General features: G+C 44.5%; 12 protein-coding genes and 1 pseudogene. 5 read left to right on the forward strand and 8 right to left on the reverse strand.

Going from position 1 to position 13,150, the window contains the following annotated elements; translation table 11 throughout:
* A partial coding sequence (locus AMS66_RS19460; protein WP_201782200.1) for an MFS transporter occupies window positions 1-1,272 on the forward strand: 1,272 nt, incomplete at its 5' end.
* 141 nt (window positions 1,273-1,413) lie between these two features.
* Here the strand turns inward: AMS66_RS19460 and AMS66_RS19465 are convergent.
* Both AMS66_RS19465 and AMS66_RS19470 read right to left on the reverse strand, forming a co-directional pair.
* A complete protein-coding gene (locus AMS66_RS19465) occupies window positions 1,414-1,797 on the reverse strand; it encodes a hypothetical protein (protein ID WP_053782364.1) in 384 nt (127 codons plus the stop codon).
* Between the two features lie 184 nt (window positions 1,798-1,981).
* A complete protein-coding gene (locus tag AMS66_RS19470; protein WP_053782365.1) occupies window positions 1,982-2,587 on the reverse strand; it encodes a pentapeptide repeat-containing protein in 606 nt (201 codons plus the stop codon).
* A 221-nt stretch (window positions 2,588-2,808) separates the two neighbouring features.
* Between AMS66_RS19470 and AMS66_RS19475 the strand changes: the two genes are divergently transcribed.
* Complete coding sequence (locus AMS66_RS19475) at window positions 2,809-3,222, forward strand: MerR family transcriptional regulator (RefSeq protein ID WP_053782366.1); 414 nt, start codon at window positions 2,809-2,811, stop codon at window positions 3,220-3,222.
* A gap of 10 nt (window positions 3,223-3,232) precedes the next feature.
* The gene (locus tag AMS66_RS19480) at window positions 3,233-3,589 is read left to right on the forward strand and encodes a DUF4260 domain-containing protein (protein ID WP_179132566.1); all 357 of its coding nucleotides are present in this window, start codon (window positions 3,233-3,235) and stop codon (window positions 3,587-3,589) included.
* A gap of 253 nt (window positions 3,590-3,842) precedes the next feature.
* Here the strand turns inward: AMS66_RS19480 and AMS66_RS19485 are convergent, their stop codons facing one another.
* On the reverse strand, window positions 3,843-4,556 hold the full coding sequence (locus tag AMS66_RS19485) for a glycosyltransferase (protein ID WP_053782367.1): 714 nt from the start codon (window positions 4,554-4,556) through the stop codon (window positions 3,843-3,845).
* Window positions 4,557-4,615: 59 nt separating this feature from the next.
* On the opposite strand from AMS66_RS19485, the gene AMS66_RS19490 reads away from it, so the two are divergent.
* Entirely contained in the window at window positions 4,616-4,909 is a 294-nt protein-coding gene (locus tag AMS66_RS19490; RefSeq protein ID WP_236703524.1) for an alpha/beta hydrolase-fold protein, read from the forward strand.
* 37 nt (window positions 4,910-4,946) lie between these two features.
* Window positions 4,947-5,108: pseudogene (locus AMS66_RS34860) on the forward strand (IS1182 family transposase); the annotation flags it as partial.
* Between the two features lie 97 nt (window positions 5,109-5,205).
* Here the strand turns inward: AMS66_RS34860 and AMS66_RS19495 are convergent.
* From AMS66_RS19495 to AMS66_RS19515, 5 genes are all read right to left on the reverse strand, one after another.
* Window positions 5,206-6,303, reverse strand: coding sequence for a Gfo/Idh/MocA family protein (locus AMS66_RS19495; RefSeq protein ID WP_053782369.1), 1,098 nt, complete (start codon window positions 6,301-6,303; stop codon window positions 5,206-5,208).
* A 12-nt stretch (window positions 6,304-6,315) separates the two neighbouring features.
* Entirely contained in the window at window positions 6,316-7,239 is a 924-nt protein-coding gene (locus AMS66_RS19500; protein ID WP_024634223.1) for an AraC family transcriptional regulator, read from the reverse strand.
* Between the two features lie 19 nt (window positions 7,240-7,258).
* Window positions 7,259-8,263, reverse strand: coding sequence for a Gfo/Idh/MocA family protein (locus AMS66_RS19505; RefSeq protein ID WP_236703525.1), 1,005 nt, complete (start codon window positions 8,261-8,263; stop codon window positions 7,259-7,261).
* 236 nt (window positions 8,264-8,499) lie between these two features.
* Window positions 8,500-9,114, reverse strand: coding sequence for a YheC/YheD family protein (locus AMS66_RS19510; RefSeq protein ID WP_236703526.1), 615 nt, complete (start codon window positions 9,112-9,114; stop codon window positions 8,500-8,502).
* A 368-nt stretch (window positions 9,115-9,482) separates the two neighbouring features.
* On the reverse strand, window positions 9,483-13,150 hold a 3,668-nt coding region (locus AMS66_RS19515), incomplete at its 5' end, for a carboxypeptidase regulatory-like domain-containing protein (RefSeq protein WP_082350795.1).

The following is a 13,150-nucleotide window of genomic DNA, read 5'->3' on the forward strand; positions in this document are numbered from 1 at the left end:
GGATTGCTCGTATTTTCTGTCGCTTCTCTTACTGCTGCCTTTTCTCCAGTACCGGCTGTACTGGTCATGAGTAGAATTCTTCTTGCAGTTGGCGCATCCATGATGATGCCAGCGACATTGTCGATCATCAGGGTTACCTTTACGAATGAACGAGAACTTGCACTCGCGATCGGCATTTGGGGCTCCATTGCATCAGGTGGTGCGGGACTGGGTCCGATTGTCGGCGGGCTGCTTCTTCAACACTTCTGGTGGGGTTCTGTGTTTCTGATTAACCTTCCCATTGCCATTCTCGCGTTTGTTTTCGCCTTAAAAATGATTCCTAAACATCAAGGTGATGCGTCGAAAAAGTGGGATTTCACCAGTTCCATTCAGATCATGATCGCCATGGTGGGAATCATCTATTCCATCAAAGAATTCACAAGACGCGAAGGATCTCTGACATTAGCCAGTATCGCTGCAATAATAGGTGTGCTGTCCCTTATCATCTTTATTCGCCGTCAAAATAACAGCACCAACCCGCTTTTGGATCTGTCCTTATTCAAAATCCCAAGATTCAGCACCGGCTTTATCACCGCACTGGTCGGTTTGTTTGCGCAAATGGGTGTGCAATATATGGTCACTCAACGCCTTCAACTTGTGGAGGGCATGTCACCGCTTCAAGCAGGACTTTTTACCTTATCTATACCCGTTGCAGCACTCATTGCTGGCCCTATTGTCGGTTCCATCATGCATCGTGTAGATGTCGTATATATCAAAAGTCTCTCTCTCTTGATCGCCGGTCTGGGCATAGGGATATATCTGATGCAATTCAATGCAGGGTTTACTGGACAGATCCTCGGTTTAGCACTGCTTGGCGCAGGTCTTGGCGCAGGGATGACCGCAGCATCCCATTCCATTATGAGTTACGCGCCTCCGCACAAAGCCGGTATGGCAGCATCGATTGAGGAAGTGGGTTATGAGCTGGGTGGAGCATCAGGTATTGCCATCATTGGGAGCATGTCTACTCTTGTATACACGCTTGCTATGAGGATTCCTGAGGGGATTAATGTGCCAGCTAATGTGAAGGACAGTCTAGATGAAGCTCTTCTCGCTGCCGAAAGTTTACCTACTGAGTCTGCGGAGTCACTCAAACTTGCCGCCTTTGCTGCTTTTGACCAATCCTTCTTTGTGGTCATTGCAGGATTAACTTTATTTTTACTCGTTGCTGCTCTGATCATGAGCTGGGTAGCCTTGCGTTTAAAACGCTCAAAAAGAAACGGTGTTGAAACATAATGCAATTCATTTCATGAAATGAAGCGAGGTATATACGATCATGTGGTTTCCAATAATAAATGGAATTATTATTTTAATCGGTATGTTTGCTATTTATCTGGTCGTTAGAAATTTGTCAAAAGAAGAGGATTGATTACTCGCCTAAGGAATATAGGCATCCTCTACCTCAACCTTTCGTTCATTTCCGTTTGCTATGTATCTTACGTGAATGACACTTCCTTTCTGGAATTGGGGAATATGTGTAACCGGGATATATGTCTCTACAATCGTGGGAAAGGTACGGCCGTCAACTTGAGTTACGGTCAAATCCAGTCGTATTCCCGGCCTTCCATCCATACTGGATGAAGTTTGTGTAATGTCATAAATAATCGCCTCTGCGGGAATTCCCTCCATTAAAATGCTTTTTCGAAGGTGCTGTTTCTGTTTATTGTTACGGAGCAGTTTAAATATCATAATCATAGTGATTGTACCTGTTATCAGCCCAAAGCCAATAACAGCAACAATAGTAATTAATGTAGTCGACATAATGGCCTCCTTTTATTTGAAACTTATGTTTACTATTTCTTGTTTATATCTCTTATTCCTGCAAATTTGCTTGATCTGGAACACCTCCATATCAAAAAAACCGCCTTATAGGCGGTTTCTTGTTTCTGAATGAAGTTCTTGCGTTCTATAATACTGGCATGAACTCTAACCGTATATGTTCAACTTAATCTACTTTCGCACCATAAGAGCGTACAAACAATACCGCTTGTTCGCGATCCAAACGTACACCTTTAATATCCAATGATTTCAGATCGATTCCTTCCAGGTTAGCACCTCTAAGATCGGCCCCTTGCAGCTTGGCTCTGCTTAAAACTGCTCTTGTGAGATCACAGTCTCTCAGATCCGCTTTGGTAAAATCTGTGTCCGTAAAGTCGGCTTCAAAGAAACGAATTCCTCGCAAGTCCTGTTTGCCCAATCGGGTATGTCTCAGATTCGTATAGGACCAATCGCCCTGGCTAAGTGTAATTCCATCCATTTGCGCACCGGAAAAGTCCGAACCCGTCATCTTGCAAGAAGTGAATTTGGAAGCAAAGAGATTAGCACCACCAAATAAGCAATTTTCAAAAGCTGACTCTCTATGGATGGAACCATTCATGGAAGCGCCCTTAAAGTCACATTCGATAAAACGGCAGTTGCTTGTCTCGATTTCTTCCATCGAAGCGTTCATAAAGGTACACTGTTTGAAAACACAGCTGATTAGTTCTCCATACCGCAAGTCACGTCCTTCAAAATGTACACCTTCATATTCCTGATCCTTATATTGAAACATCACGTACACCCCATCTTGTATGATTATCATGTGTTCACCATTAAAAGAACTTTTTATAATATACCATACGGCTGTCAAGTACCGCTTAAACACCTGCAAAAGTCAAGGTTCTTATTTTTTAAAGACCTGTAACTAGCATAATAGGCCCGATGTCTTGTAACTATTTCTCTTGACCTTGGAGTTTACTCCAATGTTATGATCTTATCGGGAAGGAGGTTAATATGAAAATTACGGATTTTGCTAGCAAATATCAAATTCAAACGGATACAATTCGTTATTATGAGAAAGAGAACTTATTGAATCCGTTAAGGCGAGAAAATGGGTATCGGGAGTATGATGAAGAATGTGAAAAACAGCTACAGCTAATTATCGTATTAAAACAATTAGGTTTTACAATAAAAGAGATGCAACAATTACTTATATTACGAGACCAATCCATATCAACAGAATGTAACGATGCAACAGTATGGTTATTGAATCAAAAAATAACGAAACTTGAAGAAAAAATTCAGTTTTACCAACAGGCATTACAAGTCGTGCAAACCATTAAAGAGCTTGCAAGTGAAGCGGTATATTCAGAGAATAAAGAAGTTATCGAAAAATTGTTACTTAGTTTATTCCAAAAGGATTCATAAGGAGAGAGATATGGTGACGAATAAACAAATCGTTCATGTGGAATATATATTAGCCGTTATACTTTCTTTTTTTATTTACATGCAGCTACACTTTCCAATTTGGTTGTTTTTTGTGCTTTTATTCGTTCCTGATCTTACAATGCTTGGTTACGCAATGAATAAGAAAATAGGTGCGATGGTTTATAATTTCGGACACACATTTATTTTTCCTCTGCTTTTAGCATTAAGTTACTTATATTTTTCAAACGATTATCTGCTTTTAGGGTCGATCATCTGGATAGCTCATATTTGTTTGGATAGAGCAATAGGTGCCGGATTGAAATATCAAGATTCTGCATTTACTAGTACACATATACAAAGGCTTTAAAATTGCGGCTGCACTCATTGTACCGATAATTAAAATTGGAAGGCAGCCCTTGTGAAAAGTTGAGGAATATCTTTCTTAAATGATGATTAAACGAGAAGAATGAAGGCGCTAATCGGGCGTCTTCTTTTTCGCGTTAGGAAGGCTGCGGACGTGACGTGGTTTCTGCTCTTCTATAGCTTGACCCCCGTTTTCCAAGCAAAAAAAAGACGCATCTGCACTGGACAGACACATCTCCTACACTGGATTAATTCCTCTAGAATTCCTTATCCGCAAATAACCTGAAATCGTCCGTAATCGCTAACCTTTTGCTTCCTTCCAGGTAAAATTGATCAGTTGCTCTCCAGGTATGACTTTGTTTATTTTGTCTCCGGTGATACACATAGTTAAACGGTGACGTAGCATAGGTTTTGAATCCTCTTTTTCTGCATTGCCTCAGAAAGGTTACATCTTCTCCAATGGAACGGTCCGTAAACCGGACCTTCTTTAATATCTCCTTTTTGAACAGAAGCGTACCGCCTTGTACAAATTCCACATGTTTATTCTTTTCACTGGGGGATCTGACCAACAACGTCTTTGAAGCACCCAAATAGACCAGACATGAGTGTTTACCAACGATATCACTTTGGGTCCGCTTGAGTTCTTTCACTTGTTCCTTCAAATAAAAAGGGGAGTAATAATCATCATCATCAAATTTGGCGATTAACGAAAATCGGGCTCGTGTGATTCCAGCATTCAGGCTTTGTCCTAACGATATGCTTTCTGGAACTTGATATATGGAAACACGGGCATGCTTTCGAACCCGGTTCCGATATAATTGAAGATTCATGCTGTCATGATTCAGAATAATGATAAGCTCTTTGCTTTTATAACGCTGTCGATTGAAATTTTGCAGGATGTTGTCAAAAAATTGTGGCCGATTGGTACAGACAATAATGGAAACACCATACCCCGTTTTATTCTCAGCCAAGACACACCCTCTTTTCTGCTCGTATATTTCACATCATATGTACCGTACCTTGGCATGGTATGGACGGATTGCTAGCGTATAAAAGACCAAAAATTCAATGGGACTATGTGCTTCAAGAGTCGAATCTCTCCCCTGCGCTTCGCGTCTATCTAAGCATTGGAGAACTGGAAACGGACAATCCCGATTTCAATCGGGTTGCCTGCGAGCACGTCGCATTGACCCACCAGACCTTAATCGCTGCAGGGGTTCCGGAGAAGCAGATTCGATTCGACGTTATTCCTGGTGGAACGCATCACGAATCCACATGGGGCTTGCTGTTTCCTGAAATGCATCGATGGCTGCTACAGCCATAGGACGCGTATACGTAAGAGGAAACCGCCCTGCCATTGGCAAAGCGGACTTGGGCAATTCAAAAACAATCGAGGTTTCCGATGATTCCTGCTTGGGGGATTGCAAAAAGTAAGCCTGGAGGTCGGGTGGCTTCGCCTAGCCGACAATCTGCTTAAAAAAGCTGCAATGACGGAAAAACGTAAAAGGGACAAAGCAGGATAAACATCTGCATTGTCCCTTTTGAACGTATGGGTGTTATTTCTTTCATCGATATGTGCTTTTTAGGGGCTTTTGATACAACCCCTTTCAGAGATGTATCCTAAGCTTGATTGGATTCGTTCATATATACGGCTTTACCTGTACGAGCAGACTCATAGAGTGCCTCCAGGATCTGTGAAACTACTAAAGCCTGTTTAGGCGTTACGACCGGCTCCAGATCTTTATCGATCGCTTCAATCCATTTTCTCATCTCTACATCCGGTGCACTTTCACTCTTCCCATCGTAGAAAGCAACCCCGCCTGCACTCAGTTCAATTTCGTTGGTATACAAACGGCTGAATTTCTCGCCATTGATGCGCAGACCATTCTTCATATCCGCACCTGCTTCGCTTCCGCTCAAGCTGCATTTCGCTTCATCCACATCCAGTGAATTGAGCGCCCAGCTGGATTCCAGCATGATTGTCGCACCATTCTCCATCACAATCATACCGAACGCGGAATCTTCAACCGAGAATTTTTTCGGGTCCCATGGGCCCCATGCATTCGCTGCATTTTCTCTTTGTGAAAGCTCGTGATACGTTGTACCCAGAACAACCTTCGGTTGATAGTTATCCATCATCCACAGCGTCAGATCGAGTGCGTGTGTACCGATGTCGATCAATGGTCCGCCACCTTGTTTCTCCTCATCAAGGAAAACACCCCAAGTGGGTACCGCTCTTCTTCTAATCGCATGTGCTTTGGCAAAGTAAATCGAACCCAGTTCGCCAGCTTCACACAGCTGCTTCAGATACAAGCTGTCTTCTCTGAAACGGTTATTGTATCCGATGGTCAGTTTTTTACCCGTACGCTCGGCTGCTTCAAGCATTTTTTGCGCTTCAGCAGATGTCTTGGCCATCGGCTTTTCGCACATTACATGTTTTCCGGATTCCAGCGCGGCAATTGAAATCTCAGCATGGGAGATATTTGGTGTAAGAACATGAACAATATCAATTGTTTCATCCTGAAGTAATTCTTGATAATCCGTGTACACCTGTGCTTCGGAACTGCCATACTTTTCTTTGGCTTCATCTGCACTTTCCTGAACGATATCACAAAAAGCAACCAGTTCTACGTTATCAAGCTTGCTCAGACTTGGCAGATGCTTGCCGTTTGCAATCCCGCCACAGCCAATAATCCCTACACGATACGTTTTACTCATATCTAATCACCCTCACTTTTGGTTTGGTTGTTTCATTTTACGGAAAGCCGATGGGGTCATCCCCAGACGCTTGCGAAAAACAGCATGTAGATAATTGGCATTGGTAAACCCTGACGCCAATGCAATTTGTTCAATGGAAACATGACTTTCTTCCAGATTGCGGCACACCGCGCGTAGGCGAATATCCTCCAACACACGGCTAAAAGGCATTTCCGGCTGTACCTGATAAAAGATTCGTTGCAATTGTCTGCTGCTGATATGCAGCTTCTCGGCTACATTCTCCAGCGTTACTGCTGAGGGATGATTGGCCTCCATATACTGAATGGCATAATCGTACCTGTACACAGACATGTCTCGCACAGGAGCCTCCGCCCGATTCCCCCCGATATCGTAGGCTCGGACGGTCTTGAGCAGAATACTGATCACTTGCTGCTTAATGGACGTGTAATACCCGATCAGTTTACGGTCACAAGCCTCGTAAGCTTCCAGGAAACAGTTCATGGCGCGATGATAATCATGTACCGGAGCAAGAGGAAGCGTTCTAAGCTTTTCGATCGTTTCCTCTGATTCTGCTGCCTCCCACGGATCTACGCCTTCTCTGGGATGTTCAATGATATCCACATGCAGACATAATTCATCCATAGCTTCCTGAGAATCCGCCTCCTGATAATGAACAAGACCCGGACCCGTTAAATACAGCATGCCTTCAGAAAGTGGATGCATCTCATCTCCCAGAATGACTTTTCCTTTCCCTCTCGGGATGAAATGTAACTCGAATTCCGCATGGTTATGAAAATCAACGATTCTGCCTGCCGGAAAAGAAGTCAGATGAAATCGCAGAACCCGTATCTCGTAGTGTCCCCATAGAATCGAGACATCTAGTCTTTCCAGGATATCCTGTCGTTCAAGCATTTTCTCAAAAGGATATCGGCTCAATGCGGCACCTCCCAATACCCTATCCCTGTAACTCCTTTAGGGAGATTTTACGCCCTTCCTTCGCAGAAAGGTTGGCCGCCTCCATCAGGCGAGTTAACTGAGTAGCCGTCTGCAAATTCTCGGTAGCAATCGAATCATTTTGAATATGGGAGACCCACTGGCTGAATGCGCTTTCTCTTCTTTCAAGCAAAGGAATCTCCGTCCATTCTTTCTGTTCATCTGAACCAACATTCGTCCGAATCAGCAGCTTATCCTCCGGTGTTCCATATAACAGTGTGCCCTCCGTACCATGAACCTCTATCGCAAACGGTGAATGACTGTTCACAAATCCAGCCTCGACCACACCGATCGCTCCGGAATCCGTAAATAAGGTAGCAACAGCGTTATCTTCCACTTCTTTTCCAGTCACATATCCGAAATTAGCATTAACCCCTGTCACTTCTTGACCCAGGAACAGATTCGTCAGATACATTGGATGACAACCGAGGTCAATTAACGCACCGCCCTGACAATCTTCCAGATGATAAAAATGCTCCGGCAGCCAATTGGCAATGGCTCCGTTATGCGATAGGCGCACACGAACATAAGTCACCTTACCAAGTAATCCTTGGTTCAAAATATCTTGAATCGTTAATGTATATCCATCGTTCAAACGCGGTAAAGAAACCGTCATTTTCACTCCGTTATCCTGTACATCAGAAATGATCGTATTTACTTCTTTCAAGGTTGAAGCGATAACTTTCTCTGTAAAAATGTGTTTGCCCGCTTTCGCGGCAGCAGTGATCACATCTTCATGAAGACGTGTCGGTGCATCCACAATGACGGCATCGATGTTGTCCTGTGCCAGCATATCTTCAAGAGAAGCATAGAATGGCACTTTCAGACGTTCAGCTGCTTCCTGTCCGCGCTCGACATCTTCATCCCATACAGCAGCCATCACCGTATCTTCATGCTCCTGAGCCTGTTTAATATAATCCCAGGCATGTACGTGCCATAAACTTATTTTACCTATTCGAATGGTCACTATGATTAACCTCCATACTATATGATATTCTGACATCTAACTATAAATTAACACAGACCTGATCTAATTTTAATAGGAACTTACGACAATAACTATATAAAATTACGACACGAATCAGAATGACCTTCTGAGAATATCAGCAAAAAAGCTTCCTGCTCACCAATTCGTGATAGTAGGAAGCTTTCTCTTCATGTAACAGTTCGGAATCAAGGATGTCCAAAGTTAGGCCGAAGCTTTTATGGCTTATGATCTGTATGGCGGAAATATCGGAGTACCTTGCGATACATCGTCTTGTCTTTTAATTGATTAAAAATATAAGGGTCCGGCTTGGCATTCACTTCAATGACCCAGGGTTTCAGACTTTGATCCAGTCCAATATCCACGCCAATTCCCTTCAATCGCTTGTATTTCTTGTTCAAATGACGAGCTATTACAAGACCAAGCTCATTCATCTCCTGAATCAGTTCATGTCTGCGCTTTGCGGACACATGAGATTCCAGAAGTTTATGAATATCCATTGGCTGACCGCCGTTATGATAATTGGTTACTATTTTTTTGGGATGTGCAAGTCGACCGATTACCCCCGTCGCTTCCCATTGCTGTTTAGGGCTTAACTGTACCATGACGCGGATATCAAAGCGCCTGTTGTTGTGTTTCAGCAGATGAATTCCTCTTTGAATGAGGTAGCTTCGTTGATTCACAACGTGTGCAAGACTTTTGTGGAACGAATCGAAGCTATTAAACGTCAGACGCTTTTGATTCAGCTGATACGCAAAACCCTGTTGATTTTCCATCTCAGCCTTCATTACGCCCATTCCAAATGTACCTATCTCAGGCTTAATATATACCATCCCATACCTGCTAATCATAGACCTCAGATTCGCCTTGTTAAACTTTTGTGTTCAGGTATGAATGGTTTAATGGAATCATTTTTGAGCAACTCCTTAGTTTTTAGCCACTTGCTTCTTAGTGGTTGCGATTTCTCAATGCCCACACTTCGTTCCTCCCGTCTTCATATTCAACACGTTTCACTGTTTCATTAAGATGATGCATCATATGCAATATCATCGAACGATCTTAGGCAAACTTCTTGAATTTGCACACAAAAAGCCGACAAGCCATTATTCTATGGTCTTGTCGGCTTTTCACTTTACATTTTCAGATCATCGTTTCTGAATTAATTTGAATTTAAATTAGAAACGTCTCCGTGATGCTTTGATTAAGGCAACAGATTTTCGTCAGCTGGCACATTCGTGTCCGGAGCTTCTGCTGCGGATACGAACAACCGCCCTGGCGCTTCCACCTCAACTTTGTTTCCTGCTGCATCCTGAGCACGGATTACGATCACTCCGTCCTCAAGGACCAGCGAAGAAGCTGTGGTATAGGTGCCGGTATAATGACCAGGTTCCGTTTCCACCAATGGAATCTCTGCCCCAGCTTGTGTGCTCAGATTGGATGGCAGTTCAATCCGGAAAGAAGCCTGTAATTTGGGGATACTCTCGAACGAAACCGTTACGGTTTCTCCTGCAACAATCCGTACATCCTCAGCTGGAGAGATATTGGTCAGTTCAGGCAAAGACGTGTCTACATACACAGTCCGGGTCACGGTTGTTTTATTACCTGCAATATCTGTCGCTATTATTGTAATCGTGTTCTTGCCCTCATTCACTAGTACGCGGTGATTAAAACTTCTGTCTTGCTCCAATTTCACCTTCTGACCGTTAATGGTCACCTTGTCGAGGAATTGGTCCTGTACATCGCCGGTTACATGGACCACTTCAGTGTTGGTTCGACTTCCCTCTTCAGGCGTAACAACCGTTAACACAGGTGCTGTCTGATCCAAAATGATCACAACTGGAAGGGAGCGGTCTGTCGTTTTTCCGTTAACTACCGCCTCGGCAGTAATCGCATTAACGCCTGGTTGAAGCTGTGCATTATAAGTGAATTTCCCGTTCTGAACCGATGTTGAACCAACCGATTTTTTTCCGTTATAAATTTTAATCTCTGCCCCATTCGCGGGAGAAGTTCCCGAAACGATGAAGGTTGATTTATTGGTATACGTGTTTGCTGGTGCAGTAAGTACAGGTGCATTCACAGGATATTTCACCACTGCACGAATCATATAGTTACCCTCTTCTGCTGGTGCAGTACTCCATACGCCGCCTACACGCTGCCAGCTCCGCCCTGCGTTCACACCATTTTCATCGGTTGCGAGTCCCGGTGCGCTCGTTCCGACTGCAGTCTGCACATACACGATATAGAAATCGCCTTGTACCACTACCGGCTCTGGAAATTCAACGGTTGTCCACTGATCATTGCGCAATGCCGTACCGTCGAAAGGTCCCGCCAGCAATCGGCCTGGCGCTCCACCCGATCCGGAGGCATCATAGACGGCATATTTGAACGCTGTTCCACCAGGTACAGGCCATTGTGTGTTCCAGAATCGAAGTGATGCACCTGTAAGCTGTGCTGTCTCCAATTCTGGCGTCATTCGTACAGCCCATGCATTATCTGCGGCCACAAAGGCTCTTGCATTTTCAGCAGTTCCATCGTCATAGGCGATTTCACCAGGAAACCCGATAAATGGTTTTAAGGCAACTTTCGCTTCGACTGTACCATTTCCAGGTACTGTTACATTTACAGTTTTACTATAGTAGTCCGTTGCGATGATCGACAGCGTATAGCTTCCTTCCAGAACATCCAGAACGAATTTGCCGTCTGCCCCTGTACGAACTGCCCCTACTTGAGCATCTTCCAACACGAGAACGGAAGCGCCAGCTATAGGTTTTCCTGTTCGCTCATCACTTACAATACCTTCAACCTTTCCTTGGGGAATGGTTTCCAGATTGAAGTTGGCTGTCGCTCCACTACCGTCTGTGATCGTTACCGTCTTCGTCTGAGGATAATATCCATAGGCCTCAGCCTTCAACGTATAATCACCCGCCACGTGAGTGAAGCTGTATTTGCCTGTCGTCGGGTCCGTCTTCACTGAACGTCCTGTTTCCAGAACGGTGACCGTTGCACTTGCAGGCAAGCTTTGCGGTGTTACAGAGCCTGTTCCAGGTTTCTGTACTTCGGGCTGCTCCTGCTTGGTTTTATTGAATTCAGCCTTGTCCGTACTTGAAATTTTATACCAAGAATTATCATATTCCGGCTTAGGCTTGTCGCTGTTCAGAATAACCGCCGTATCTTTCGTAACCGTCTCAGCGGCAATACCCAGAATGCGGAAGTCATCGATATACCAGCCTTGCTTGACGACACTGCTATCCGAAGTCAATCTGAACCTGAATTGAACTTCATTTCCCTTCAATGCAGCCAGATCGTAGAATACCGGAGTCCATTGTTTTCCATTTGAAGAATGCGAGAATTTGCCGAGCTCCGACCATGTGTTACCACCATCTTTCGTGGCTTCAACATAACCGTAATCGTATCCACTTTCAATTTCATACCAATGATTGAATGTCAGCGTAGCTTGATCGACCTGGGTTAAATCCACGACTGGCGATACCAGAGAATAGTTAGAACCGTTCTCATAGGTGCTGTCCAGATCGGTTGCCCAAACATTAGGCGGAGAAACCGCACTGGCAGGTCCAACGACGGGTACTCCACGTTCCCACTCGTCTTTGGTACCGGAATGAGTCCACCCATTGTCGCTGTTGCCATCAAAGTGATCGATGAAGATATCTTCAGGAACCTCTACGGATACGGATACCTCATTCGACTTGTCACTCTCATTGCCACTATAATCAAGAGCGGCTACCGTGTAAAAATAAGTCGAGTCTGTTAGTGTAGCCGTATCCGTAAATGTCGTTGCGGATGTATTTCCGAGCAATTCATAACCTGAGCCGGAATTCGTTGAACGATAAACGTTGTAGGACTTCAGATCCTCATCGTCCGATCCCGTCCAGGACAAGTTTACGTTCCCCAGAATGTCAGCTGTAGCGGACAATCCGCTTGGCGCTCCCGGAGCAATATCATCTGGAGCTTGTACTGAAAAGTCATCGATATACCAACCAGCCTTTTGGACGGAATTGTCACTGGTCAGATTAAACTTGATAAATACCTGTTGACCGGCATAATCACGCAAGTCAATATATTGCGTTTTCCAGCCTCCACCTGCCCCTGTAAAGCTCAATGCCTCTTCAAATACGAAGTCACTATCCTCTGTTGCAATGTACACCTTGCCAAAATCGATGTTGCTCTCCAAATCATACCAGTGCTTGAAGGATAACAATGCTCCCTCAGGGCTCTGTGTGAGATCAATTGGTGGCGCGAGCAAATAGGCATTGCTGTTCGCTGCATAGGTACCAGTCAGATTGGTTGCAATCAACTTGTCACCGGAGTAGGCGCTTCCCGGGCCACTTGTTGGCGCTCCCCATACCCACGTATTGCCCACTCCACCCGAAGTAAAGCCCAGATCATCTTCCTCAAAATCTTGCAGGTACCCAGGCTGGACTCCATTGGATACAGCAACCTTGTAAACTTTACTCTCGAATCCGTTATTGCCATAATCATTAACCCGGATATAGTATTCCAAGCCTTGTGACTCGATTAGGAATGCCGGAATCGTCGCTGTGTAAGTTCCATCTTTGGCATCTCCAGCTATTCGATTCATCGGCAGATATACGTACTGGCTCGTGCCCGTTGTTTTGGCAAAAGCCTCCACTGTGGTTACACCAACATTATCGGTAACACGTGCGGTCAGTGGAATATCCAGCCCCGTAAATGCGGAGTTTACAGGTGTATGTTCCAGGACTGGCGCTTCCAGATCATCACCTGCTGTGACAACCCTCCCGGATACCGTGCCTATGCCTTCGAGTACGGAGCCTACAGCATCCAGTGCATTAATGATACCGTGACCGTAGCCGTTATTTGGCGAGGTTGGAT

The sequence above is a fragment of the Paenibacillus xylanivorans genome, assembly GCF_001280595.1.
In the GTDB taxonomy this organism is placed as follows: domain Bacteria; phylum Bacillota; class Bacilli; order Paenibacillales; family Paenibacillaceae; genus Paenibacillus; species Paenibacillus xylanivorans.